Origin of the sequence: Psychrobium sp. nBUS_13 (assembly GCF_051201665.1) — a bacterium.
In the GTDB taxonomy this organism is placed as follows: domain Bacteria; phylum Pseudomonadota; class Gammaproteobacteria; order Enterobacterales; family Psychrobiaceae; genus Psychrobium.
In genome coordinates, this window is the sequence record NZ_CP179210.1 from 3660658 (window position 1) to 3686919 (window position 26262).

A 26262-nucleotide genomic window follows, 5' to 3' on the forward strand; every position below is an offset into this window, starting at 1 on the left:
ACTCTTAATGGAAAACCTTTGGTCATTTTTCTACCAACACCTGCCTGCACTATTGATTGGCAGTCTTTTTGGTATTGCCCTCTGTTATTTGTTATTGCAGCGTTCTATGCGCCAAGCACAGCGCCAACAACAAGCCTTATTTGATGCTCAACAACAACAACTCCAGCAACAATTAGACCACAGCGATGACATGATCGATAAGCTACACATCGATAATGAACAACATAAAGTTCAAGTCACGAGCATGACACAAGAAAAAATCGAATTGATGACCAAGATCAGCGAGCTAAATGCAATTCACCAGCAACTTATCGATTCTCATCAACAGCAACTAACACTCATTAAAGCCAATGAAGAAGCAGTAAAAACACAATTTTCTCATTTAGCGCAGCAAGCATTGGAAAAGAAAAGCGAAGACTTTGCCAAAGACAATCAGCGAAATATTGATGCGCTTTTAGCGCCTCTTAAAGCACAGTTAGGCGATTTTAAGCAACAAGTTCAACATAGTCATGACGCAGAAACTAAGCAGCGTCACGAGCTGAAACACGAAATACATAGCTTAAAACAACTTAATCAGCAGATGGCACAAGACGCTATTAACCTCACTAAAGCGCTTAAAGGCGACAATAAACAGCAAGGTAATTGGGGAGAAATAATTCTCGAACGAATTTTGCAAGAGTCTGGCTTAAGAGATGGACATGAGTACCAAACACAAAGCCACCATCGCAATGATGACGGCAAAGCGTACCGACCTGATGTCATCGTTCACCTGCCTGACAACAAAGATATAATTATTGACTCAAAGGTGTCACTGACAGGCTATGAACGCTACTTCAATAGCGATGACGATTTAGAACGACAGCTGGCGCTAAAAGAGCATATTCAATCATTGCGTTCTCATATCAAAGAATTAGGCGCAAAAGACTATCATCAGCTTAATGGTGTTCGTACATTGGATTATGTGTTGTTGTTTATTCCTATTGAACCTGCATTTTTGTTGGCTATTGAACATGAACCTAACCTAATCAGTTACGCGCTTGATCATAATATTATGCTCGTTAGCCCGACAAATCTGTTGGTAGCCTTGAGGACCATCAACAATTTGTGGCGTATTGATCAACAGAATAAAAACGCGCAAGTCATCGCCCAAAAAGCCAGTAAACTCTACGATAAAATCCGCTTGTTTGGCGACGATCTACTTAACGTTTCACATCATATTAATAAAGCAAATCAAAGTGTTGAATTTGCAATAAAGAAACTAAGTACCGGCAAAGGCAACGTCATCTCTCAAGTGCAAGGCTTTAGGGATCTTGGCGTTGAAATTAAAAAACCGATTGCGAATCAACTCACTGATCACGTTCAAGCATCAATAGCACCCACTTCACCAACAAATCAATTAAACCAACAAGACAAATAATAATGAATACATTCGACTGGCAACCTAAATTTCAACAGTTTGTTGAACAGCAAATGGCATTTGATCCCGCCCATGATCTTGCCCACATCAAACGCGTTGTAACAAGCGGTATTGCCTTAGCAAAACAAGAACAAGCAGAGCTCGCGATAGTGTTACCCGCTTGTTGGTTACACGATTGTGTCAACGTTCCAAAAGATTCTCCAGATCGCAGTAAAGGATCTTTGTTTAGTGCAGATCGAGCGATTGAGTTTTTAGCAGAAATTAATTACCCAAGCGAATACTTCGATGCCATTCATCACGCTATAGCAGCGCACAGTTTTAGCGCCAATTTAGAGACTAAAACGCTTGAGGCTAAGGTAGTGCAAGATGCTGATCGATTGGATGCATTAGGTGCTATAGGCCTTTCTAGATGCGTTATGCTAGGCGCGATCTGGGGTAGCCAGCTGTATCATCCGCTTGATCCTTTCGCAAAAGAAAGAGAGCTAGACGATAAGAACTTTTGTATTGATCATTTTTACGTCAAGCTAAAAGGATTAGTTAATACCATGAAAACGCCATCTGGTTTGCAAGAAGCAGAAAAGCGATGGCAGTTTATGCAACAGTACTTAGATCAATTGGCGCATGAGGCTGGAAGTTAATCTTCCATAGATTCAAACGATAATAGCTTTTCTTTTGCATGTGCTAAGTCAGCGTCAGGTAAATAGAGCTCACTGATGGTCAAAATAGCGTACAGATTGTTTCTTAATTTGTCGTTATCAAGTGCTTCGGTGTTAAGCGCGGTCTGTAATAAATGCAACGCCATATCAGCTAATAACAGGCGTTGCTTTTCAGGCCATTGCGGATCTTTTGAACTTGCTTCTAGCGTTAGAGAGGCCGCTTCGATGGCGTTATGATGTTTCCAACTCTCTGTAATAATGGTTTGTTTTTGTTCGTTATCCATTTAATTTTCCAAAGGTATACATTAAATGTTGTTGTGATCCCATACAAGATCTTTCACTTGCCAGCGACTATCGATCTTTATTAAGTGTAAATATTCAACCCAATTATCTGACGTTAGCTTTACCGCTGCCATATTATGATAGACATCGAATATAGTGACTTGATTATTCATGGTAGGTGGGAATCTGTTGCCGGTTTTATTCCAATTTTTGGCATTATGCAACATGCGTTGATAACTAATCTTTCGCAATGTCTTTTTGCCATCCTGACCAATTCTTACCATGCTTTTTGCCAAATATTTATGCAGCGTATTGGCCATTAATTCTGAATCTAAAGATTGCAAAGCGATAATGTAATTTAAGGAAACCAGCTTAATATTCTCTCGATCTTTGCTATTGGCAGGTTTAATAGGGGCGATAGCATGGCGAGGCATGAACTGATCATTAAGATCAACGCGATCGACATTCTTAAGTTTTCCCATTGAGTCATAGCGTTTAGTGGCATAACTAAAACCAAATGGATTAACCGCAGGCTTATTATTTTTATCAAAATAACTGTATTTAATATGCTGGCCTAGGTCATTATATTCATCTTGATAATAAGCAACGCCAAACTCACTATTTGTTGGTTGGGCTTCACTATTTAAATTATAAGTTCGATAGGGTCTATCATTCTTATCATATTCTATGGCCGAATTTTTAAATGCAAAATATGGTGACAGATTTTGTGGCTCACCAATTAAATTAACTCGGCGTTCAACAACCTTATTCCCTTGTTTTTTCCATTGATAACGCGATATAGGCCATAAAGACTCTTTTGCTTTACCCTCTATGTCATAAAAATCTAGCTGTGTTTTAAAGCCAAATTCATCGACTGAAAAAATCTCTTTATGCACTCCGCGAATGTCAGGAGCTGTTGATTTTTTATATCGAAATAACGGCGGATTTCTTGACCATTCTCATAATCAATTGAGATTCGATGAGCACAGAAATGAGTCAAAGGATGTAGCGGTAAACGTCCAAAAGTATGATTAACTATCTCCACTATTCGCTTTTTATCATCGAATTTAAATTGAAAATGTGACTTTCCCTTTGGATAACGTTTAAAGGGCATGATTCCTTCGATAGGAACGTGCAACGAGACATGGTTATATCTCAATTCACCATAATACGCTATTGAGTCAGTCTTCGTTTGAAGAGAAAAAACAGCAGTAAGTACACAGCCTATTATTAATAACTTCATCATCCCCCATTGATTACACCTGTAATCAATTTTCAACATGGACAGTTGAATTACACAAGTAATCTATATAAAAAATAAAAATTATAAAAAAACGTAGATTTATCGTTGACAAATCGTAATGAGAATGATTATTATTAATATGTGTTTTACGAAACACATCTCCTGACGATGAATTTGATAATGCTGTTTATTATTGATCTTCATTGTTGTGTATTGATATTTACGGTGTCAATGCACACGACTATTGCTCACATTGCTATTATTAGGCCGCTCACAGTACATCGTGTTGCGGCCGCTTTTTTATGCGCTGAAAAAAAAATTTAAGCGACTTCGCAATGTCACATTGCTTACTCATACTAAAATCAGGCCGCTCACAGTACATCGTGTTGCGGCCGCTTTTTTATGTGCTGAAAATTTAAGCTACGTCGCAATGTCACATTGCTTACTCTCATTAAAATCAGGCCGCCCACAGTACATCCTGACGCGGCCGCTTTTTTATGCGCTGAAAATTATCCAAACTACGTCGCAATGTCACATTGCTTACTCATACTAAAATCAGGCCTCTCACAGTACATCCTGACGCGGCCGCTTTTTTATGCGCTGAAAATTATCCAAACTACGTCGCCATGTCACATTGCTTGCTCTCATTAAAATCAGGCCGCTCACAGTACATCGTGTTGCGGCCGCTTTTTTATGCGCTGAAAATTATCCAAACTACGTCGCAATGACACATTGCATACTCATACTAAAATCAGGTCGCTCACAGTACATCGTGTTGCGGCCGCTTTTTTATGCGCTGAAAAAAATTTAAGCGACTTCGCAATGTCACATTGCTTACTCTAATAAAAGACTGATAAATCACAGAACATTCATGATGAAATAGATTGTAAGATACCTATTATCGTCAATATGTAAAAATAAAACATATATCTATAATCAATAACTTAAAAACAGTAGGTAAAAATAATCAAAATAAATTTATTATTGTATTGACACAACAAATGAGAATGATTATTATTTACCTGCGTTTGAGAGAACGCATCTCCTGACAATGAATCTGATGATGTTGTTTATTATTAGTACTCATTGTTGTGTATTGATATTTACGGTGTCAATGCACACGACTATTGCTCACATTGCTATTATTAGGCCGCTCACAATACATCGTGTTGCGGCCGCTTTTTTATGCGCTGAAAAAAAATTTAAGCGACTTCGCAATGTCACATTGCTTACTCTAATAAAAGACTGATAAATCACAGAACATTCATGATGAAATAGATCGTAAGATACCTATTATCGTCAATATGTAAAAATAAAACATATATCTATAATCAATAACTTAAAAACAGTAGGTAAAAATAATCAAAATAAATTTATTATTGTATTGACACAGTAAATGAGAATGATTATTATTTAACTGCGTTTGAGAGAACGCATCTCCTGACAATGAATCTGATGATGTTGTTTATTATTAGTACTCATTGTTGTGTATTGATATTTACGGTGTCAATGCACACGACTATTGCTCACATTGCTATTATTAGGCCGCTCACAGTACATCGTGTTGCGGCCGCTTTTTTATGCGCTGAAAATTATCCAAACTACGTCGCAATGTCACATTGCTTACTCTAATAAAAGACTGATAAATCACAGAACATTCATGATGAAATAGATTGTAAGATACCTATTATCGTCAATATGTAAAAATAAAACATATATCTATAATCAATAACTTAAAAACAGTAGGTAAAAATAATCAAAATAAATTTATTATTGTATTGACACAGTAAATGAGAATGATTATTATTTAACTGCGTTTGAGAGAACGCATCTCCTGACAATGAATCTGATGATGTTGTTTATTATTAGTACTCATTGTTGTGTATTGATATTTACGGTGTCAATGCACACGACTATTGCTCACATTGCTATTATTAGGCCGCTCACAGTACATCGTGTTGCGGCCGCTTTTTTATGCGCTGAAAATTATCCAAACTACGTCGCAATGTCACATTGCTTACTCATACTAAAATCAGGCCTCTCACAGTACATCCTGACGCGGCCGCTTTTTTATGCGCTGAAAAATATTCAAGCTACGTCGCCATGTCACATTGCTTACTCTTATCAAAATAAGCCGCTATATGTTTCTTATATATGCGGCCGCTTTTTAATGTATTGAAAAATACGCTCGCAGGTTCGTGGCCTTGTATCTCAAATGAAAGATATTTAAGAGCGACCGAGGTATGAATTTAGAAACTCTCCAACTTGCTCTGCGCACAACCCTATCTCAACGTCGATTCCTGCTTGTCGTAAAATTTCAATGCCTTGACCGCTATTGCGCGGATCAGGATCTAACAGCGCAACTACTACCTGTTTAATTCCCGATGAAACTAATGTCTTTGCACATGCAGGCGTACGCCCAACAAAGGAACAAGGCTCAAGCGTCACATATGCAGCCACGCCGTCCAAACTTCCTTTATAGTTATTTAACGCCTGCACTTCTGCATGTTCATAACCAACTGATTGTGTATAGCCCTCTGCAACAATATTGTTTTCTCTGACAAGGACACAGCCGACTGGAGGATTGGGAATGCAATCTGGGAGAGCACGGCGTGATATCGCTAATGCTCTTAACATAAATTTATCTGGCATTCGTTAACTACTACGCCATCATCTTAACTAATTGAGCGACACCGTTCTCAATGCCTGTTGCGGCTTGTGAGATTGACTGCGCTAACATGTAAGCGGGCGTCGAAATAACTTGGCGAGTTTCATCAACCACAATACCTTCAACGTCACATTCAATGTGTATTGCGCCCATTGCTTCGATCGCTTCTATTGTCGCAGGATCATTACCGATAGTTAGTTCAACACCTTTTCCATAGACACAAGGTAATAAAGCAGGCGCAATACACATGTATAATGCAGGACGTGAAAGCTTACTAAACTCTTTCAATGCAAAAAGCGTCGTACTATCAACCGTACTTTGAGCACCATTAAACGCAAAATCAGATAAATTTTTGGCAACGCCAAATCCACCAACCACCACCACGCCGTCAAATTCTTCGACAACACAATTAGCAAGATCTTGCACATCGCCACGGTTGATCCTTGCAGCTTCTACCAAAACATTTCTAGAAGCAGTTGAATCTTCTTCACCTGTTAAATGATTGATCACGTGATGTTGCTCAATATTTGGCGCAAAGCACACAGCATTTATGCCAGCACGTTCAAGACTAAGTAAGGTTACAATTGCTTCTTGCAATTCCGCGCCATCATAAACCCCAGATCCAGATAAGATCACCGCTACTTTTTTCATATTTTCTCCCTAATTTTTAACCAAAAATAATGATGCCATTAAAACAATTTATAACTAAAGATCAAATTAAATGATCTTTTTTTAAATTAATAGTGGCAATAAAAATCCAATCTGTTAAATTAACGCTCCGGCTAAGAAAACGCGGTTAATAATTCATCAATTAACGATTTATTTTTTGCATATTAAGAGCCAATTTGTTCAAAAAGTCTTCGGCAAACCCTATGCCAAGTTGTATGTATTATCCACATTACGTATAAAAAACATAAAATTTATTGATTTTATATTATCTCCCTATAAATCAACTTCTTATGTTAAATTTATTTAACAGCTTTGTTATTTCATGTTTCTCGAAATATTTTATCCCACAGAGTTATCCACAGAAATACGACCTAAATATAAGTCAGTTTAGCTACATCATTAACGATACCAATCATCTCGCTAACACCCTCTCAATTCGCGTGCTAAGATAGCACTCAAATTATCACTCATAATTACAAGAACGATCATATTTATGGCTACTGTTAAAGAAAATCCTTTTGTCCTCGTTGATGGATCATCCTATTTATTTCGCGCGTTTTTCGCCCCCCCTCACTTGACGAATTCAAAGGGTGAAGCGACTGGCGCAGTGTACGGCGTGATCAACATGCTGCGATCATTGATCAATCAATATAAGCCAAGCAATATGGTTGTCGTTTTTGACGCAAAAGGGCCAACCTTTAGAAATGAGATGTTCAGCGAATACAAAGCAAATCGTCCACCAATGCCAGACGATTTGAGAATTCAAATTGAGCCATTGCATGAATTAATCAAAGCCATGGGCATACCGTTAATTTCTATTCCTGGTGTTGAAGCTGATGATGTGATCGGAACCTTAGCAATGCAGGCCAGTAAACAAGGTATTCATACTTTGATTAGTACGGGTGATAAAGACATGGCTCAGTTGGTTGATGAGAACGTTACTCTTATCAATACTATGACAAATACTATTTTAGATCGTGACGGTGTGATTGAAAAATTTGGCGTGCCGCCAGAGCTCATCATCGACTTTCTTGGGTTAATGGGTGATAGCTCAGACAATATTCCTGGTGTGCCAAAGGTGGGGGAAAAAACTGCACTCGGCATGCTGCAAGGTATCGGCAGTGTAAATGATATTTATAACAATATTGATAAATTAGCGACCTTAAGTTTCCGCGGCGCTAAGACCATCGGTAAGCGCATGCTAGAGCACGAGGAAATGGCGCGTTTATCGTACAAACTAGCCACAATCAAACTTGATGTAGAGCTAGAACAAGGTCATAAAGATTTTGTCATGGGTACGCCTGCTCAAGATAAAATTATTGAAATCTTAGGTCAATTAGAATTCAAACGCTGGTTAGCTGAAGCGTTAGATGGCCGTAATCCATTAGGTGTCGGCGATAATTCTACTTCTAGCCCTGGCTCAAACGACAACGAACCAGCTAATTCAAGTATTAAAACCAATGATTACCCAGTGCTCTATACACTAGGTCAAATGATGCAATGGTTGCGTAAACTTTCCGAAGCAAAAGAGTTTGCGTTCGATTTAGAAACAAACAGTTTAGATTACATGCAGGCGGAAATTATTGGCATGTCATTCGCGATAAAAAATGATGATGAGTTTGAAGCAGCATACTTGCCACTCGCTCACGACTATGAAGAGGCGCCTAAACAAATCACCCGTGAAATGGCATTGGAGAAATTTAAACCTCTGCTAGAAGACGCTTCACTGAAGAAGATCGGTCAAAACTTAAAGTATGATCGCAATGTTCTTAAAAACTATGACATCACGTTAAATGGCATTAGTCACGATACGATGTTGGCATCTTATGTGTTCAACTCAACTGCTGTTAAACATAATATGGATGCGCTATCACTTAAGTACCTTGGTCATAAAACGATTAAATTCGAAGATATCGCTGGTAAAGGTGCTAAACAACTGACGTTTAATCAAATAAAAATTAGCGAAGCGGCGCCTTATGCTGCTGAAGACGCTGATATTACACTACGTTTGCATCACAATCTCATTGAACGTTTAGACAGTGAACCGACTCTGCGTAAACTTTATGACACTATTGAAATGCCATTGTTGCCAGTGTTAGCAGATATGGAACGCAGTGGTGTACTTGTCGATGATACACAGTTATTCGAGCAAAGCGGTCAACTGGCGATTCGCATCGATGAATTAGAACAACAAGCATGGTCACTCGCCGGTGAAGAATTTAACTTGGGTTCGACTAAACAGCTTCAGGATATTTTGTTTAGCGAAGCAAAAATGTCACTTCCGGTTCTTAAAAAGACCCCAAAAGGCGCACCGTCTACTAATGAAGAAGTGTTACAAGAACTTGCCCATGATTACGAACTACCAAAAGTTATTTTGGAATACCGTAGTTTAACCAAACTAAAATCGACTTATACCGATAAATTGCCATTAATGATCAATGCGTCAACCGGTCGTGTGCACACTAGCTATCATCAAGCCGTAACAGCAACTGGTCGTTTATCATCAACGGATCCAAATTTACAAAATATTCCGATTAGAAGTGAAGAAGGTAAACGAATTCGCCAAGCATTTATTGCGCGCGATGGTTATCAAGTAGTTGCTATAGATTACAGCCAAATTGAGTTACGTATCATGGCTCACTTGTCTCAAGATGAAGGACTATTAACAGCATTTGCAAATGATTTAGATATTCACCGCGCGACGGCATCAGAAGTATTTAATACACCATTTGATGAAGTAACAACAGATCAACGCCGCAGTGCTAAAGCCGTAAACTTTGGTCTAATTTATGGTATGTCTGCGTTTGGTTTATCTAAGCAACTCGATATTCCTCGAGGATTAGCGCAGCAATATATCGATAGCTATTTCGATAAATACCCAGGCGTGATGCAATACATGGAAGACACTCGCACGAACGCTGCTGATAAAGGCTATGTTGAAACGCTAGACGGTCGTCGACTCTATTTACCGGATATAAAAGCAAGTAATGGTGCGCGTCGTAAAGCCGCTGAGCGTGCTGCGATTAACGCACCAATGCAAGGCACTGCTGCGGATATTATTAAAAAAGCAATGCTGTTAGTGAGTGCTTGGTTAAAACAGCAGCCAAGCGAACTTGCTACCATGATTATGCAAGTTCACGATGAATTAGTGTTTGAAGTGCAAACCGATAAAGTCGAGCAGTTTAATAAAGACGTTGCAGCACTAATGGCACAAGCTGCAGATTTAGATGTTCCTCTAATCGCAGAATCAGGATCTGGTGAAAATTGGCAACAAGCCCATTAAATTAAGATAACTTAAAATTAATTTACATTTAAATGAACTTAGTTAATTGGTTGCTGACTAACAGTATGTAGTTAGTTATCTCCTTAAGTTATATTTCCTTGTACCGAGCCTTTTAAAAAATGGCTCGGTTTTTTTTGTCAAAAATTCATTAAAGAAATTTTAATGAAAAAAAGGTGAACTTTATCTAATAGCTGCTGACTAACAGTATGTAGTTAGTTATCTCCTTAAGTTATATTTCCTTGTACCGAGCCTTTTTATAAAATGGCTCGGTTTTTTTTGTCAAAAATTCATTAAAGAAATTTTAATGAAAAAAAGGTGAACTTTATCTAATAACCACTGACTAAATATATGTAGTTAGTTATTTCCTTAAGTTATATTTCCTTGTACCGAGTCATTGTTATTAACATGGTCTCGGTTTTTTTTTGCTTTTTTTAAAGTCGTCACTTCGTAAAAAACATGTGTAACGAATTAGTCATATTCTTTGTCTAGACCAGACATTGATCAGACAAAATTTGAAAATTTCCATTTAAATTCCCTCCGGTGAGATCAGTAATTTGATAAGATGGTACCTTAATTTTTGAGGTGCATATGAATATAAAGATCAAACGGTTAGATCATCATGGGATCGTTGCTGGTGTTATCGATGACTTACAAATAGTTTCTCTTTTAGATCAGTATCTACCTCAAGATGATAAGCAAGAAATCACGCCTGGTGAGGCCGTTAAAGGCATGATCATGAATGGACTTGGTTTTGCTAATCGTCCTTTATCCTTAAGTCCTCAGTTTTTCGACAATTTACCGCTCGAACATCTCTTTCGTGAAGGTGTGGAAGCAAGCCATTTTAATCGACATAAATTAGGTCGTACACTTGACCAATGCTTTGATTTTGGATGTGAAAATTTATTCTCAATGGTGGCGCATCAAGCTTGTGAACTAGAAAATGTCGACTTGACGTTCAACTCACTAGATACAACGAGTCACTCTCTTACTGGTGAGTACGCTTATGATGAAGATGGCTGTGATGAAAATGTCATTAAAATCACTCATGGCCACAGCAAAGCTCATCGTCCTGATTTAAAACAAGTCGTGCAGGAAATAATCGTCAGCCAGGATGGTGGTGTGCCACTGGCCTGTAAGAACTGGGACGGTAACAGTGCCGATACCGCGGTGTTTAAAGAAAGATCAAAAGCACTTGTTAGCGAATTTAAAAAAAGCAAAGCGCCGCGTTACCTTGTTGCAGACTGCAAACTCTATCACAGCAAAAATGCAGAATTCTTGGCTCAATTGCTGTTCATTACACTTATACCTTCGACAATATTGCTTGAAAAAGAGTTAATTTCACGCGCATTAGAATCGGCGAAATGGACATCAATCGACGACAATTACAAATATAGGGTATACCACGTTGAGCATATGGATATAGACCAACGCTGGATTGTTATGTACTCGGCAGCGGCGAATAGTCGTGCTGAAAAATCAGTGGCTAGGCAGGTTGAGCGCGCACATAAACAATTAGAGAAGGAGCTATTTCATATACAAGCGCAGCGTTTTGCCTGTGAGAATGATGCTAGACGAGCGCTGCTGAAGATTGATAAAAAGCTGAAATATCATCGACTCACCAACATCGAATGCACAGCACATAAGGTTTATGAAGGTAAAGGCCGCCCGAAAAAGGATGCCAAAGTAAAGAGTCTTGAATGGCAAATAACGGCGGCAAGTGAGGATAAAGCTGAGGCAATAAAATATGCTATCGAGCAAAAATCCTGCTTCGTATTAGCGACAAATATTGACGAAAAAGAGCTTTCAGCAGAAAAAATATTAGCGCATTATAAGGCGCAATCAGCTGTGGAACGAGGGTTTAGATTCTTAAAAGATCCGCTCTTTTTCGTCTCATCACTTTTTATAAAAAAGCCCAGTAGAATCGACGCTCTGCTGATGATTATGACACTTTCATTACTAGTTTATTCCATCGCCCAACGGCGTATGCGTAGCAACATGGCAAAGATACAGGCAAGCATTCCAAATCAAATTAATAAACCGACTGAAACACCGACCTTACGTTGGGTATTTCAATGTTTTGAAGGGATAAATTTGATTCAGGAAGGAGCCGACTATCACTACCAGAAAATATATTTAGACGGTTTTAATGAGCTTAGAGCCAAGATCATAAATCTCATCGGCGGACATGCTAGGCATCTTTATAAAATAGAAAAAGTTACCTAGGGGTCTGATCAATGTCTGCTAGACTTATATTCACTGTAAGAAAAATTGTAAATAGATAGTGAGGAAGTTATGCGTGATATCACCGAAGACCAAGCTCAAGATATTATTTATGACTCAGCGTTTGAAGTTACTGAATCACCACGTAAACGTTCAAATGTCGCTAAGCGACGTGCGGTTAGAGCAAGGATAGATGAAATCAATGAACAGCGAGAATTACGCCGTTTAATTGAAGAAGAATGGGATCACGATTAGATTTCAATTAAACCCAAGTAACAAACTTGGGTTAACAGGGTCAAGTAAACTTCTAGCTTGTCAGCTACTGCTGAGCAAGTCGCTCTGTCAGTGCCTTAGCTGTTAATGGATAAGCAAGATAGTACCCTTGTCCCAATTCACAGCCAAACTCTTGTAAGATTTTCAATTGCTGTGGCTGCTCAATTCCTTCTGAAACAACTTTAGTACCCAATTTATTAGTCATTGCGATAATGGCTTCGTACAATACTTTTCCGTCATCAGATGCGGTTATGTTGGCAATAAACTGCTTGTCAATTTTAAGGTAATCAACACCTAGTTTTTTTATGTGGATTAGTGATGAATACCCTGTACCAAAATCATCAATGGCTAACTCAATGCCAAGCTTTTTTAAACGCGCTATTTTAGATATCACGAGTGGAGAAGGCTCAACTAACAACTGCTCACTTACTTCAAAAATAAGATGCTGAACATTTGTTTCGTTTTTCTCAAGATCGACTAACCACTGTTCACTATGACGTCCATTATCAGTGTATTGACGTAGCGATGTGTTAACACTAACTTTAAAAGAATGATTATGCAGCTGAACCCATTCAAGTGATTGTTTACTTGCTTGGTTAATAACCCACTGCGTTAACGGAAAAATTAACCCGCGGTCATCACTTAGCGCAATAAAGTCTTCTGGGTACAACATCCCTCTTGTCGGGTGTAACCACCGCACTAACGCTTCAGCGACGATAATTTTTCCAGTCGTTAAATCGACAATAGGTTGATAATATAAGACCAGTTCATCATTTTTTATAGCACGGCGTAAGTCTTCACTTAATATATGGCGTTCATTCGCTTCTTCTCTCATTTCTTGAGTAAAATAGCTAAAACGATCTCGCCCAGACTCTTTTGCTTGATACATTGCTTGGTCGGCATTCTTCATCAATACATCAAGTGTGAGTCCGTCTTGTGGGAAAAACGTAACACCAATACTTGCCGATATATGGGCAATGTCTGACTTTAACTTAAATCCTTTTGTTAACACCTGCAGTATATGGCTTGCGATCTTCTCAACACCTTGTTGGCCTTCAACATTATTAAGTAAAACAACAAACTCATCGCCGCCTAAACGCGCAACAGAATCACTTGCCCTCACGCATGACTGAATGCGTTTTGATGCTTCAATTAATAGTAAATCACCGGCATCATGTCCAAGTGTGTCATTAACTTCTTTAAATCTATCTAAATCTAGAAACATCAATGCAAAAGATTGCTGATTGCGTTGGGCATTACTAATAGCCACGTTGATATGAACGGCACTTAATTCACGATTGGGAAGGCAAGTTAATGCGTCATAGTTTGCTTGTTGCCATATCAGCTTATTGGCGCGATCGCGCTCGATGGCAATTGATGCTAAATGAGCCGACTGCTCAATCAAACGAAATTCAATTTCCTGAGGTTTACGGATCTCTCTATGATAAATAGCAAAGGTACCTAACACTTGCCCATCACTGGCTAGTATAGGTTCAGACCAACATGCTTTGACTTGTGCTTGTTCTGCTAGCGGTAAAAAGTTAGCCCAGTATGCATGTGAAAAAATATCACTCACTATGACTCGCTCTGCTAGCGCAGCAGCGGTTCCACATGAACCGACACCATGCCCAATTTCTAAGCCAATAAGTGCTTTATTATAAACATCAGGTAATGATGGCCCATAGCAACGTGTAACCTTTTCACCAATTTCATCTAACAGTAAAATGCTACAAATCATGTCTGGAAATTCACGTTCAACACCTTCAATCATTTCATGAAAGGTCGATTTCAGCGGCGTTCCATTTGCTACTAACTCCAATGCATGACTACGTAAACCACTCAATTGGTCTCTACTTTGCAATTTATTTGATAAATCACGCCACGCTTTTTTCTGAGCACGTAGTCCATGAGACTCTTGTTCGAGTTGCACATTAAGAAATTCATTTTCTACAATTTTTGCCAAATCACTTAATAGCTGAATCTTTTGAGCAGAAACCTTGTCTGGCTTTGTATCCAACGTACACAAGGCGCCAACAACCTCACCGTTATAGGTAAGCGGAACCCCAACATAACAACGAAATTTAGGCGAGTTTACGACATAATTGAGATGATGAACGTTCTCATCTAATAAGGTGTCTTCAATAACTGTCGGTAATGTGTTTCGAATAGCAAAATTACAAATAGACTGATCACGAGTACTTTCATACGGCACATTATCGTGGGTAGATTTAGCCCAAATACGTTCTTTATCAACTAAGTTAACAAAGGCGTATGGCATCTCCATTAATGCCATAGCTAACCGAACAATTCGATCGAATCGTTCTTCAGGTAACGTATCTAATAACTTGAGATCAGATACGGCAGTACTACGTGCCCTATCTTTCATCGACGCTATTTTACTATTACTCATCAATATGTTCTCCACGATTGCTCAGTCACTATAAATTGAAAACCGTTGCAGTATTATATAAGAATATTGCCATTGCATGACGGCAACACACCTAAACTTTAGTCTTAAGAACTGAGTACCTTATGACATTAGTACTAATTTGTTACGCTCATGGCAAGGACAAAGAGACCATACCAGCAAATTACTAACTTCGTGACACATCAAAACTAATAACATCTCGAATGTGCTTTTGCTGTAACGCCAACATAATTAATCGATCAATTCCCAGCGCAACACCTGCACAATTAGGCAATCCGTGTGCCAATGCTTCGATTAATCGATAATCAATGGGTTGTTCAGTAAGCCCCTCTTTCAGCCGTTCTTTATTATCTTGCTTGAATCTCCCCAATTGCTCGTTTGCATCTTGAAGCTCATGGAATCCATTCGCTAATTCTATGCCTTGATAATAAAATTCAAAGCGACGAGCGACTCGTTTATCAGCATGTTCAAGTTGAGCTAAGGCTGCTTGTGATGCAGGAAAGTTGTACACGGCAATAGGTTTTTCCAAACCTATTTTGGGTTCAATGACAAAGCAAAACAAGCACTGCAATAAAGTATCTTTATTGGACTCCGTTGCAACAAAATCACCAAAGTCATAGGATAGAGCGACTTTTCTTATCACTTCAATGTCAGCGCTCAAGGGATCAAGTTCAAGATGTTGTATAAACAAATGCTGATAGGAAATGATTTCACATTGCTGTGTGCTCAACACTGCTTGTAATAACTCATCAACCTCATCAATCAGTGTCATGTGATCATAGTTTGGTTGATACCATTCAAGCATCGTAAATTCTGGATTATGGTGACGTCCCGATTCTTCATTGCGAAACGCTTTACTCATTTGATAAATGGCACCACTTCCAGCGCACAACAATCGTTTCATGTGAAATTCAGGTGACGTTTGCATGTACAACTGCTTACCATCAGCAAACCCTGGCCCAACAAATGTTGTGTCAAACGTATGCAAGTGAACATCGGTGACTGTAGCTTGTGATAATGTCGGCGTTTCAACTTCCATCACTTGTCGCTTTTCAAAGAATTCGCGAATTTTCGCTATAATTTTTGCACGATTTTTTAACGTCGCTATTGATGCACTAGGTTGCCATTGCATAGTATTTTCCTCATAAAAAAACCCGATTAAGCTTTCGCTTAATCGGGTTTATAGGGCAATAAGAATTACTTGCTTACGCGAGAAACATATTCACCAGTACGAGTATCAACTTTTAACACTTCGCCAATTTGAATAAATAGCGGAACGCGAACTACAGCGCCAGTGCTAAGCGTTGCTGGTTTACCACCAGTACCTGCTGTATCGCCTTTTAAACCAGGATCTGTTTCAGTCACTTCTAACTCTACAAAGTTCGGTGGTGTAACGATGATTGGGTTTCCGTTGAACAACGTAATGATACATTCGTCTTGCTCAACTAACCATTTAGTTGCATCGCCAACCGCTTTAGCGTCAGCAACAATTTGCTCAAATGATTCATTGTTCATGAAGTGCCAAAACTCACCATCGTTGTAAAGGTAAGAAAGATCACATTCCATCACGTCAGCAACTTCAAAAGACTCACCAGACTTGATTGTCTTTTCTAATACTTTACCAGTAATTAATTTACGAATTTTTACGCGGTTGAAAGCTTGGCCTTTACCTGGTTTTACGGTTTCGTTCTCGATGATTGTGCTTGGCTCACCTTCAAACATTAACTTTAAACCATTTTTAAATTCATTCGTGCTAACTGTAGCCATGACTTCCTCATTATTTTTCTGAGCGCAGTGCTCATTTTCAGTATTATTTATCTTAAAAAGTGGAGACTACCTTACAGCCAATTCTAATAATTGCTATAGTCCACTCATCATTAAATTTTTAATCAGCCGATTCTACCTGATTAATTGCCAATCTAAAAACAAATGCCGCAGATAGTCGTTCAAAATATCATTCCACATCAAAGTTCTTGGCAAAAAGAGCTGGGGCAAGTCTTTACTGATCCCGAAAAGCTATTGCAATACTTAGCGATTGATCCCACAGAATACCAAGCTTCTTTTAAGGCCCGTAAACTTTTCCCAGTGAGAGTACCAGTACCATTTGCCAATCGCATGGTGCAAGGTGATATTAATGATCCTCTGTTAAAACAGGTCATGACATCCAGTGACGAATTTATTACGCAAGCAGGGTTTAGTGATGATCCTTTAGAGGAACAAGATACACCCGTTCCAGGGCTATTACACAAATACGATAACCGTGTATTACTCATGCTTAGAACAGCCTGTGCCGTCAATTGCCGCTATTGCTTTAGACGTCACTTTCCGTATCAAGACAACAGCGTTAATCAACAAGGCATTAACGAAGCACTTGATTACATCAGCGCGCATCCAAAAATTAATGAAGTGATCCTTTCTGGCGGCGACCCGCTGATGGCTAATGACAATCATATAATCCGGTTAATAGAGTCGTTATCAACTAATCCTAATATCACTAGATTGCGAATTCATACACGTTTACCCGTCGTTATTCCGTCGCGGATAACTGATGAGCTATTAAATGCCCTTAAAACGGCTCCTTTCAATGTAATTATGGTGATGCATATCAATCACGGTAATGAGATTGATACCGAAGTAGCAACAATGGCGCAATCGTTAAAAGCGGCTAATGTAACTTTATTAAATCAAGCCGTATTACTTAAAGATATTAATGATGATGAATCGAGTCAGATTACATTAAATGAGAAATTATTCGCTGCGGGTATCATGCCTTATTACTTACACCTACTCGACAAAGTAAATGGCGCGGTACATTTTGATGTTCCTGAGAAATCAGCGATCAACTTAATGCATCAACTTTACCGACAACTTCCTGGTTTTCTCGTACCAAAGTTAGTGCGCGAAATAGGTGGGGAAGCCCACAAAACACCAATTGATTTAGGATTGATGCCCAATTAGCAGACTTTTCACTAGCGTCAAAAAGTCGCTGCGCTATAATGCGCTCAAATTGTAATTATCACTGAGATCGTTATGTCACACACATCGTTATTTGAAGCGCTAACAGAAAATATTCGTTTAATTTACCGCCAGTCGATTGACGCGGACAAAAAGATTGATGAGCTACGTCAACAAGACATGGCAAAATTTGCCGCTATTTTTGATGAGCAACAAGGCTTTACGACTAAAGCTAACCGCTTTACGCCATATGCAGAAGAATTAGGACATGATCTTGTCGCGCTGCAACAAGGTAATCCAGATGATGTATCAGCAAATGTGCAGCCGCTAGTTTCAAAAATTGAAATCCAATTGCAGCTGCTACAAGTGTTTAAAAGTAACCTAAAAGCTAAACCTGACGCTTCTTAAACATCAGGCTTATATGCCAGTTGAACCAACTGGCATATCGCGTTAAGCAGCTTGTTGGCCAGCATTATCCATCGCGAATGCCGCCATAATTTGTGATTGGCGCTCTACTAACGTATCGCTAATAAAACAAATACGATCGCCTGTTTTATGCTGTCCCATAATGCCAGGAATTTGTTGTGCTAATACGTCGTCATCTTCGCTCAAAGCGTATAGTGCAATTTCTTCACCAGGAATAGAATCAAGTGCTTCATATGCACCAGTACCAACCGGCGTTAAATTGATATCGTTATCAATAATCTCCCCACCAGCTAACGCGCAGTAAATTTCTTCACCTGAGAATTCACTTTTGATAACCATATATTGAACATGACCTTCGTGCTCTAGGCCTAAGCTGTTTAAAACCATTTGATCTGTTTCTACACTAGCGCGAGCGTTTGCTGCAATTTCACTTTTAAACATAATAATATCCTTGGTTCATGTGTCAGAAAATGGACTTCACACTGACAAGTTATAGATATTTTTAATAAAGCAAATGCAATGCCAACTTATATCGAATTATTTAGATCCAAAAAGATCAACAGCTTAATTAATTTTTTAGCATGTCAAAAAACAAAAAACGGCAACAATGGTCATTGTTGCCGTCAATAAATTGGAAGCAGATAGAAATTTAATGTGCTAATTCATTACGCATCCACTTCTTTAACATCGCTTTTTCATAACCTAAGAATTTAGACGCTGTCATTGGTGAGCCCATATTAAACGCAATATCTCTGAAGCGTTTTCTTTGTTCTTTAATGACTTTTCCTTGTTGATCCACCAGCGAGTATTGAATATCAATCATGGGCGGGTAAATACTTTTGACAACTCGAATATCGTTTCCGGCGCCCATCATAGGCCTGATGTCTCCAGCAAGATCTAAATCATAAATCTTAAGCGTGATAGACTCACCGGTATTGAGGAACTTAGGGAGTTGTTGCTGCATATAGCTTTCAAGATCTTTAATGACCCTTGCACGGTAACGTTTTTTGTTGCTATTAGCACTATCTACATCACGAAATTTTTCTGGCTTGATCCAATCGATCGACACAGGATCATCATTTTCACTTGCCTGAGCTTGATTAAATATTAATGTTGAACACAACACTAATCCGGTCACTAAAGGCTTAATCATATTATGCCTCCTTAAATTTTGTGGTTTACGTCGTTGAGTTGCTGGCTAATAACGATGAATTTTACGTTACTAAACTCAAATGGCTCTAGGATAGAGCGACAAATAATACAAAAGTTCCACTGAATATCAGCTTAAATACTTTTGAGCTGCTCACACATCATTCAATTTAAATTAATCCCCCACAACTTATAGATTAGGGCGTGTTGAACTTTTAAGCCTAGTTTTTGAACAGCATAGTAACTTGGTATAATAATTTCTCCAAAAACAAAAACACCAAAGAAACTATGCCGCGAACAATGCTATCAAATGAACAGTGGAAAAAGCTATCTAATCTTATGATTTTTACAGGGTCGTGTTTATCAAAAATGTGACCACAGAAAAGCGTTTGAGGGAATTCTTTATAGGATGCGAACAGGCGGCCCATGGCGTGATATACCTGATTACTTCGGTGATTGGAGCGCTATTTATCGGCGATTTAATCTCTGGTCTAAGAAAGGTATTTTGGTCTCAGTATTTAGGGCATTGAAAAATGACCCCGATCTCGAATGGGTATTTATTGATGGCACCATTGTTAAAGCACACCAGCATTGCGCTGGTGCGGCCACCGACAACACTCAATCCATTGGTAAAAGTGTGGCTGTAAATACAACAAAAATTCACATGGCGGTTGATAGTTATGGATTGCCCATTGAATTTACCCTAACAGGTGGTGAGGTTGATGATAGTAAAGAAGCGATAAACCTTATCGATTTACTACCAAGTTGTGGGTACATTATTGCTGATAAAGGATATGACAGTGAAACTATTAGAGAACAAATTAGGGATAAATTATCATTACCCGTTATCCCGAGAAAACAAAATTCAAAGGTTGGGAATACTGATATAGACTGGTGTTTATACAAATACTGCCACTTAGTTGACAATGTTTTTACTCGCCTAAAACAATATCGAGGTATTGCGACAAGATATGACAAGCTGCAAGTAAATTATGAAAGCACAGTCGCCTTAGGATGCAGTATGATTTGGTTATCCATGAGTGTATAAATTATGAACTCAAAAGATCAACAGAACATTAGGATAACGCAGGAGCAGTTATCGGGAATGACTTAACGACACATCTTATGCCTAGTATTTGGCACGCTTCTCGACTTGCTGAAATCGAGCATCTTCATGTAGCTTGGGTATATAAACCAGCACCATTATCCGGCAAGGTCTCTTATGAAAGCTATTTTGTTATTATCATTACTCGTTGCTCAAACACTCTCTATTTACAGTCGATGCATCGACAACTAACAAGGAAAAATGGATTTCGATCACCATCGATAATGACGCCTTTGTCGGTAACGATAGTGGTTATTCAAATGGATTATTCGTTTCAACATTTGAAGTGAATGAAAAGCCTTCAAAAACGCCAGACAATGATTTTTGGGTTTCGTCGCTCATGTGGAGCATGCCACAAGACAATTTTACTCTAACAGCAAACGCCTATTCATTTGGTCAATCACTTAATACGCCAAGCGATATTAAAATAGAAAATCCAGACTCAAATGAATTACCCTATTCGGCCATTCTAGCGATGTCTAATAGTTATATCACCGTCACTCCAGACTATGCGGATCTGGCTACCACCACACTTGGTGTTGTCGGTCCCATGGCATTGGGTGAAGAAGTACAAACTTTTGTTCATAAGATTCTTGGCGCCAATGAGCCGCAAGGTTGGGATACTCAAATAAAAAATGAGGTGGTATTTGAATTAAGCCGCGCCAGAAGTTATCGCGTTTGGCACACACAAGATAACAATTTTGATGTACTAGTGAATGGCAGAGCGCCACTCGGCACCATCGAAACAGCGTTAGATGTTGGCACTTTCCTGCGCTATGGTAACAATCTCGATAAATCTCATGCGACAACATTATTGTCTGCCGCTAGGATTTCGAATCCGATTGCAGTAGATGGTTGGTATTTCTTCTTAGGCTCTCGCGTTGGTTATATGTTGAATCATATTGCGATTGACGGCAACACATATCGAGACTCGCGATCTATCGATTATCAAAGCCAGTATGTCAGCCTAACAACTGGATTTGCATATACGTGGCATGACATCTCCATTACTTTTGCTATCAATGACTTCAACATATTAGAAGACAGCGAGTAAGAACAAGCCCTCGCTGACTTAACGGAATTTGGCACCATTAGCTTTTCTTGGAAAATATAATAGCCTGAGCTCGGGTTATTATTGTAGAAGCTTGGCGTTTACTATTAAGTAATGCGCCAACAAAGGTGGCTCTAACAAGCAAATCATAAATAAGTAGTGACAGTATTATCGTCAATGTACAAATCGCTCCCCATTTTAAACTCCAATGCCAAGATAATTCAGCGACTGCTATTTGTAACCACACCACGACTGGTAAATGAATCAAATAAAGCCAATATGATGCATCAGCGAGATAGCGAATAACAGCTGTACTTTTTGACATTACAGCTCTAAAAACTGAAATTGTTAAAGATATTAAACTACACATCATCAACGCATAACTGAATAAATAGCCTAGTTTTATCCACGCATAATAATCATGAGCGCCTTGCATTTCAAACCGTGACAACATAAGCACAGTAACGATAGAAATAATACACACAGTCACTAACCACCAGCTAAAGCTCGTTAACCTATCCAAATTCTCCTTTGTTTGTGCAAGCAGCCAACCAAAACAAAAAAATCCACCGTAAAGAAAAAACACTGGCCACATTGGCCATAGTGATTTATCCGGCGTATCAACGCCCCAGCTGTTCATGAACCATAAACATCCAGTAACCGGGAGTACTAACAACATTTTAAAAAATGGTGTTTTCGCCAACGAATTAATTAGCTTATCTGCACGACTAGTAACAATCGCATTAATACGGTCATTGGCAGCAATTAAACAACGTAATGACAACAATGAGGCTGAAATGATAAGTAGATAATATAAAAACCACAGGTGAGTTCCGACGAGAACATCCTGACCATTAAAACTATCCAGTCCGCTTATCAGACCAGCCCAAATATCAACATCACCACTCATGCTTTGACCGCCCATGGTCCAGCCAGAAATAATCAGTGGCCGTAATAATATCCATCCAACAACAAAAGGAATACCGATGCGTATTAATCGCGATTTTAAAAAGTGCTTAACACCGTGTTTTGACGCACTTAAACAACTCAAATAACCTGCAATCAAGAAAAACAGTTCCATTCTAAATGAATGACTAACAACGACAAATGCACCAATGTTACTACTGGTATTTATATCCATTACTGCCCAGCCAATGAATATCGGCATAAACGATAAACTGGCATGAAATACAATGCCCAATATCAATGCAAAAGCCCGCACACCATCTAGATAATCTAATCGAGCACCACTTAGTTTTATACCTTGCATGAATCAACGCCTCTTAAGCTAGTTATGTGTAGGGGCTAATAAAAACTAACGGTATCAACTTCAAAATCAAAAGACGATTTTTGCAAGCCATAGGCAACAATACTCAAGCTATTGAGCGTTTTCTTGTTTAATGTAGTTTGCTGAGACCAAGCTCTTTTCATCGACTCAAACGGAATATCAATGGTGTGAAATGTATTATCGGCTTTAGCCATAATTGGCGCCGCATGATAGTCAAAATTCGTCACCTCACTGCTGTTTGCAGAAATAGAAAAACTGCCTTTACTAATTTTTAGTGTTAAACGAATGCCATCAAACTTGCTCGCGTCAAACGCCTGCCCCATTGCAGCTAGGGGTAATACCAAACTCGACCAACCTGGTTGTCCGCGCGGTGGTAAAATATCGCCTTTTAAGTGAATAACACCTTCTTTGATAGTTGAATTAGCTTGCGTGCCGCCCCCTGCAGCTACATCCGTTATATATACTCTTTCAATGCCTATATTCGTTTGCTTTTGATGGTCAAATCCATCAATCATCAAGGTATTCTCTTGTGCTATAACAACTGAAGTCGTTGCAGTAAGTGAAAGTGCTAACATTAGTTTTTTCATATTCATCATTTTATTGCTCCAAATTAATCAATCTGCCGTTGTGACATTAACTTATGTACCCATTGCCAATGAAAGTGCATGATTTCAGCATCTTCAATGGTAATGGGTATAAGTGCCGACCTGAAAAACAAAGGTGACAAAAATAATTAAATAAAAAATTTGTCACCTTTTTAGCGATAAAAGGCACATACTAGTATTAACTTTGAGAGCAGTGACCTATGAGTATTTTTAAACAGTCCCCAATTGCCGCAGACTCAGCCGATGCCAATCTAGTCATGCAATCACTCGGCGGAAACCGCGATGCCTTTTGTCATATAGTTAGTCGCTATCAGACATTATTATGCTCACTCGCCTATTCTTCAGTCGGTGATATTAAACATAGCGAAGACATTGCTCAGGAAGCCTTTGTTGAAGCATGGAAAAAACTCGATACATTACATGATCCTCAAAAGCTTAAATCATGGTTATGTGGCATATTGCGTTTTAAAGTCAGCCGTTATTTTCGAAAAGAGAAAAATCAAGCCACACGCAACAGCAGTGAACTCAATGAACAAAACACCAATCAAGCAGTAAGCGCTGAGCTCGAAGACAATGCAATAAGCGAGCAACATCAAACATTGCTTTGGAAAACACTTGATGGCATCGAAGAAACCTACCGCCAACCACTCATTTTATTTTATCGCGAACAGCAGTCCGTTAAGCGCGTAGCTCAAGAACTCGACCTATCGCAAGATACCGTAAAACAACGCTTATCTCGTGGTCGTAAATTACTCACTAATGCCATGACAGAGCTTGTTGAAAATGGATTAAAAGAGAGCAAACCGAGTATTGCCTTTACACTAACGGTCATGAGTGCCGTTAGTGAAATAGCCCCACCAACGAAAATTGCCGCTATGGGAGCCAGTGCTGGCGCTATAAAAGGCGGATTACTTGTGAATATTACGACTGTATTGGCAGTGTTAGCCTCATTTTCTGGACTCATTAGTTCGTTCTTTGGTCTCAGAGCGAGCCTTGATCAGGCACGGACAGTGCGGGAAAGAACACTTGCGATTAAGAGTGCTGCGTTATTTATTAGCTTTGCAATCGTCTTTGTTGCTGGGGTCTTTTCACTCAAATATATCACCCTAGCCGATCCCGACAATGCGCTCATTTACACAGTCATTTCACAAATTATTGTTATTGCATTTATCTTAAGTTACGTACTCTTAGTACCGCGGATGTTTAATGCTGTCCGTCAATTACGCGCTCAAGAACGAATCTTTGAACCTGAAGCCTTTTCTCGCTCCGTTGATCAACAAGAGTCAACTCAACGGGAATACAAATCTCGTTTTACGTTATTTGGTATACCGCTTTTTCACTTTCAACTGGGATCGTTAGAGCCGGGAGATAAGCCAGCTTTTGGCTGGATTGCAGGTGGCAGTCACGCACATGGATTACTCTTTGCTTGGGGCGGCATCGCTATCGCGCCTATTAGTGTAGGTATCGTTTCAATTGGATTAGTGACTATCGGCGGCGTTGGTTTTGGCGTCGTTAGCCTGAGCGCCGCAGCTATAGGTGTATTGGCATTTGGCGCTTGTGCAATTGGTTACAAAGCGTATGCTTCTCTCTCTTCATTGGGCTGGGAAAGTGCTTTTAGCAATGGTTTTTCCATTGCTAACGATGCAGCTATTGGTTACATCGCTTATGGTGAACAAGTCAATAACGAACTGGCAGGCCAAATCATTAATCTCAATTCACTCAATATTAGTTTGCCATGGCTACTCGCCAGCATTAGCGCTTTAGTGATTATTCCATCTGCTTGGTATGCCAGAAAAGTAAGAAAGCACTTACGCGAGTAACAAGAGTCTGATTCCGTATTCGAGAATAGCGAGCGAAACACCGTTTGTTAGTTTCTTTCTTAAATCTTGATAAGTTACTAAGCTGCCAATTGCTGGCGGAGTTTCGTGATGCACTTCGATCTCATAGCGCTTTTAAAGCTTTAACAAGTGTTGCCTGCGCTTGTGCTGATACAAAGCTTTTTGATGGTACAGCAACACTCCTTCATCGCCTAAATCCACAACATTGTATAGCCATAACAATAGTGCATCACGACTAACGATTCTCTTGTGTGGCATTAACTTAATATGCGGAGAAATTAAAACAGGAAATAGTATAGATAATTCCTGATAGCGCTGAGTGAATAGCCAAGCTGACAATGGTAGATAAAATAGGGGAAATTTGATGCATCTCCATTGTTAATCGTGTGGTTTTTTTTAAGATGGGCGATAACAGAGACTTCATCAAACGCATTGTGCTTAATCCACAATTCACTGCCTAATGCTACACTGCGAAAGTCATTGGCAAACCAATGAAGCACATTAATAATATGTTCGCAGAGATTTACGAGCTTTTCCAACCAAACGCGCCCTCACCCCATCGAGTTTTTCATTCACTAAATAATTCCTCAGTGCATCTATTGACAGTCATGACCTCCCAGCTGAATAGCTGGCCGCTGTGATTCAATTACAAAGACACATTGATCGCCACAACCCCAAATAACACTTAGCCAAATAAGTGCTTTGA

The 26262-nt window shown here is 39.1% G+C and carries 21 protein-coding genes; 10 read left to right on the forward strand and 11 right to left on the reverse strand.

The genetic code is table 11. The annotated features are described in order from the left end of the window. Window positions 1-7 precede the first annotated feature (7 nt). Both ACMAZF_RS17015 and ACMAZF_RS17020 read left to right on the forward strand, forming a co-directional pair. Window positions 8-1417, forward strand: coding sequence for a DNA recombination protein RmuC (locus ACMAZF_RS17015; RefSeq protein ID WP_435274925.1), 1410 nt, complete (start codon window positions 8-10; stop codon window positions 1415-1417). Window positions 1418-1419: 2 nt separating this feature from the next. Continuing rightward, a complete protein-coding gene (locus tag ACMAZF_RS17020) occupies window positions 1420-2055 on the forward strand; it encodes an HD domain-containing protein (RefSeq protein WP_435274926.1) in 636 nt (211 codons plus the stop codon). Here the strand turns inward: ACMAZF_RS17020 and ACMAZF_RS17025 are convergent. The 4 genes from ACMAZF_RS17025 to elbB form a co-directional block, all read right to left on the reverse strand. Beyond that, window positions 2052-2357 (reverse strand): hypothetical protein, encoded by a 306-nt coding sequence (locus tag ACMAZF_RS17025; RefSeq protein WP_435274927.1) that lies wholly within the window; start codon window positions 2355-2357, stop codon window positions 2052-2054. The genes ACMAZF_RS17020 and ACMAZF_RS17025 overlap by 4 nt on opposite strands. A gap of 21 nt (window positions 2358-2378) precedes the next feature. Beyond that, window positions 2379-3251 (reverse strand): nuclear transport factor 2 family protein, encoded by an 873-nt coding sequence (locus ACMAZF_RS17030; protein ID WP_435274928.1) that lies wholly within the window; start codon window positions 3249-3251, stop codon window positions 2379-2381. A gap of 2573 nt (window positions 3252-5824) precedes the next feature. Further along, window positions 5825-6250, reverse strand: coding sequence for a bifunctional diaminohydroxyphosphoribosylaminopyrimidine deaminase/5-amino-6-(5-phosphoribosylamino)uracil reductase RibD (locus ACMAZF_RS17035; protein WP_435274929.1), 426 nt, complete (start codon window positions 6248-6250; stop codon window positions 5825-5827). Window positions 6251-6260: 10 nt separating this feature from the next. Further along, window positions 6261-6917: an isoprenoid biosynthesis glyoxalase ElbB gene (elbB, locus tag ACMAZF_RS17040; RefSeq protein WP_435274930.1), complete on the reverse strand. Its 657-nt coding sequence runs from the start codon at window positions 6915-6917 to the stop codon at window positions 6261-6263. Window positions 6918-7428: 511 nt separating this feature from the next. On the opposite strand from elbB, the gene polA reads away from it, so the two are divergent. The 3 genes from polA to ACMAZF_RS17055 all read left to right on the forward strand — a co-directional run bounded on the left by polA (window position 7429) and on the right by ACMAZF_RS17055 (window position 12693). Further along, window positions 7429-10218, forward strand: a complete 2790-nt coding sequence (polA, locus tag ACMAZF_RS17045) for a DNA polymerase I (RefSeq protein WP_435274931.1) — start codon at window positions 7429-7431, stop codon at window positions 10216-10218. A 588-nt stretch (window positions 10219-10806) separates the two neighbouring features. Next, window positions 10807-12441: an IS1634 family transposase gene (locus ACMAZF_RS17050; protein ID WP_435274932.1), complete on the forward strand. Its 1635-nt coding sequence runs from the start codon at window positions 10807-10809 to the stop codon at window positions 12439-12441. Window positions 12442-12510: 69 nt separating this feature from the next. After that, on the forward strand, window positions 12511-12693 hold the full coding sequence (locus tag ACMAZF_RS17055; protein ID WP_435274933.1) for a PA3496 family putative envelope integrity protein: 183 nt from the start codon (window positions 12511-12513) through the stop codon (window positions 12691-12693). 64 nt (window positions 12694-12757) lie between these two features. Here ACMAZF_RS17055 and ACMAZF_RS17060 read toward each other — a convergent pair whose 3' ends face one another. The 3 genes from ACMAZF_RS17060 to efp all read right to left on the reverse strand — a co-directional run bounded on the left by ACMAZF_RS17060 (window position 12758) and on the right by efp (window position 16906). Beyond that, a complete protein-coding gene (locus ACMAZF_RS17060) occupies window positions 12758-15121 on the reverse strand; it encodes a sensor domain-containing phosphodiesterase (protein WP_435274934.1) in 2364 nt (787 codons plus the stop codon). Window positions 15122-15305: 184 nt separating this feature from the next. Then, window positions 15306-16271: an elongation factor P--(R)-beta-lysine ligase gene (gene epmA, locus ACMAZF_RS17065; RefSeq protein ID WP_435274935.1), complete on the reverse strand. Its 966-nt coding sequence runs from the start codon at window positions 16269-16271 to the stop codon at window positions 15306-15308. Window positions 16272-16336: 65 nt separating this feature from the next. After that, on the reverse strand, window positions 16337-16906 hold the full coding sequence (gene efp / locus ACMAZF_RS17070) for an elongation factor P (RefSeq protein WP_435274936.1): 570 nt from the start codon (window positions 16904-16906) through the stop codon (window positions 16337-16339). A gap of 162 nt (window positions 16907-17068) precedes the next feature. On the opposite strand from efp, the gene epmB reads away from it, so the two are divergent. Beyond that, window positions 17069-18097 (forward strand): EF-P beta-lysylation protein EpmB, encoded by a 1029-nt coding sequence (epmB, locus tag ACMAZF_RS17075; protein ID WP_435274937.1) that lies wholly within the window; start codon window positions 17069-17071, stop codon window positions 18095-18097. A 72-nt stretch (window positions 18098-18169) separates the two neighbouring features. Continuing rightward, the gene (gene priC, locus ACMAZF_RS17080) at window positions 18170-18502 is read left to right on the forward strand and encodes a primosomal replication protein PriC (protein ID WP_435274938.1); all 333 of its coding nucleotides are present in this window, start codon (window positions 18170-18172) and stop codon (window positions 18500-18502) included. Between the two features lie 42 nt (window positions 18503-18544). Here priC and ACMAZF_RS17085 read toward each other — a convergent pair whose 3' ends face one another. Together ACMAZF_RS17085 and ACMAZF_RS17090 are read right to left on the reverse strand one after the other, a co-directional pair. Beyond that, window positions 18545-18961 carry a hypothetical protein gene (locus ACMAZF_RS17085; protein ID WP_435274939.1) on the reverse strand — a complete coding sequence of 139 codons (417 nt, stop codon included), beginning with the start codon at window positions 18959-18961 and terminating at the stop codon, window positions 18545-18547. A gap of 208 nt (window positions 18962-19169) precedes the next feature. Further along, a complete protein-coding gene (locus ACMAZF_RS17090) occupies window positions 19170-19673 on the reverse strand; it encodes a DUF3016 domain-containing protein (protein ID WP_435274940.1) in 504 nt (167 codons plus the stop codon). Window positions 19674-19957: 284 nt separating this feature from the next. Between ACMAZF_RS17090 and ACMAZF_RS17095 the strand changes: the two genes are divergently transcribed. Then, window positions 19958-20717, forward strand: a protein-coding gene (locus ACMAZF_RS17095; protein ID WP_435274941.1) for an IS5 family transposase whose coding sequence is annotated in 2 segments (ribosomal slippage) — window positions 19958-20020 and window positions 20022-20717 — 759 coding nt in all. Because the reading frame shifts where the segments join, the coding sequence is not laid out codon by codon here. A gap of 205 nt (window positions 20718-20922) precedes the next feature. Next, complete coding sequence (locus ACMAZF_RS17100; protein WP_435274942.1) at window positions 20923-21828, forward strand: lipid A deacylase LpxR family protein; 906 nt, start codon at window positions 20923-20925, stop codon at window positions 21826-21828. A gap of 37 nt (window positions 21829-21865) precedes the next feature. On the opposite strand, the gene ACMAZF_RS17105 is transcribed toward ACMAZF_RS17100, so the two are convergent. Together ACMAZF_RS17105 and ACMAZF_RS17110 are read right to left on the reverse strand one after the other, a co-directional pair. Continuing rightward, the gene (locus tag ACMAZF_RS17105; RefSeq protein ID WP_435274943.1) at window positions 21866-23095 is read right to left on the reverse strand and encodes an acyltransferase family protein; all 1230 of its coding nucleotides are present in this window, start codon (window positions 23093-23095) and stop codon (window positions 21866-21868) included. A 35-nt stretch (window positions 23096-23130) separates the two neighbouring features. Next, window positions 23131-23709: a CIA30 family protein gene (locus ACMAZF_RS17110; protein ID WP_435274944.1), complete on the reverse strand. Its 579-nt coding sequence runs from the start codon at window positions 23707-23709 to the stop codon at window positions 23131-23133. Between the two features lie 209 nt (window positions 23710-23918). Between ACMAZF_RS17110 and ACMAZF_RS17115 the strand changes: the two genes are divergently transcribed. Beyond that, on the forward strand, window positions 23919-25538 hold the full coding sequence (locus tag ACMAZF_RS17115; protein WP_435274945.1) for an RNA polymerase sigma factor: 1620 nt from the start codon (window positions 23919-23921) through the stop codon (window positions 25536-25538). Window positions 25539-26262: the final 724 nt, after the last annotated feature.

What these genes read in the sequence shown, in the direction of transcription:
- ACMAZF_RS17015 (WP_435274925.1), top strand. Translation starts at nt 8, where the DNA reads ATGGAAAACCTTTGGTCATTTTTCTACCAACACCTGCCTGCACTATTG.
- ACMAZF_RS17020 (WP_435274926.1), top strand. Translation starts at nt 1,420, where the DNA reads ATGAATACATTCGACTGGCAACCTAAATTTCAACAGTTTGTTGAACAG.
- ACMAZF_RS17025 (WP_435274927.1), bottom strand. Translation starts at nt 2,357, where the DNA reads ATGGATAACGAACAAAAACAAACCATTATTACAGAGAGTTGGAAACAT.
- ACMAZF_RS17035 (WP_435274929.1), bottom strand. Translation starts at nt 6,250, where the DNA reads ATGCCAGATAAATTTATGTTAAGAGCATTAGCGATATCACGCCGTGCT.
- elbB (WP_435274930.1), bottom strand. Translation starts at nt 6,917, where the DNA reads ATGAAAAAAGTAGCGGTGATCTTATCTGGATCTGGGGTTTATGATGGC.
- polA (WP_435274931.1), top strand. Translation starts at nt 7,429, where the DNA reads ATGGCTACTGTTAAAGAAAATCCTTTTGTCCTCGTTGATGGATCATCC.
- ACMAZF_RS17050 (WP_435274932.1), top strand. Translation starts at nt 10,807, where the DNA reads ATGAATATAAAGATCAAACGGTTAGATCATCATGGGATCGTTGCTGGT.
- ACMAZF_RS17055 (WP_435274933.1), top strand. Translation starts at nt 12,511, where the DNA reads ATGCGTGATATCACCGAAGACCAAGCTCAAGATATTATTTATGACTCA.
- ACMAZF_RS17060 (WP_435274934.1), bottom strand. Translation starts at nt 15,121, where the DNA reads ATGAGTAATAGTAAAATAGCGTCGATGAAAGATAGGGCACGTAGTACT.
- epmA (WP_435274935.1), bottom strand. Translation starts at nt 16,271, where the DNA reads ATGCAATGGCAACCTAGTGCATCAATAGCGACGTTAAAAAATCGTGCA.
- efp (WP_435274936.1), bottom strand. Translation starts at nt 16,906, where the DNA reads ATGGCTACAGTTAGCACGAATGAATTTAAAAATGGTTTAAAGTTAATG.
- epmB (WP_435274937.1), top strand. Translation starts at nt 17,069, where the DNA reads ATGCCGCAGATAGTCGTTCAAAATATCATTCCACATCAAAGTTCTTGG.
- priC (WP_435274938.1), top strand. Translation starts at nt 18,170, where the DNA reads ATGTCACACACATCGTTATTTGAAGCGCTAACAGAAAATATTCGTTTA.
- ACMAZF_RS17085 (WP_435274939.1), bottom strand. Translation starts at nt 18,961, where the DNA reads ATGTTTAAAAGTGAAATTGCAGCAAACGCTCGCGCTAGTGTAGAAACA.
- ACMAZF_RS17090 (WP_435274940.1), bottom strand. Translation starts at nt 19,673, where the DNA reads ATGATTAAGCCTTTAGTGACCGGATTAGTGTTGTGTTCAACATTAATA.
- ACMAZF_RS17105 (WP_435274943.1), bottom strand. Translation starts at nt 23,095, where the DNA reads ATGCAAGGTATAAAACTAAGTGGTGCTCGATTAGATTATCTAGATGGT.
- ACMAZF_RS17110 (WP_435274944.1), bottom strand. Translation starts at nt 23,709, where the DNA reads ATGATGAATATGAAAAAACTAATGTTAGCACTTTCACTTACTGCAACG.
- ACMAZF_RS17115 (WP_435274945.1), top strand. Translation starts at nt 23,919, where the DNA reads ATGAGTATTTTTAAACAGTCCCCAATTGCCGCAGACTCAGCCGATGCC.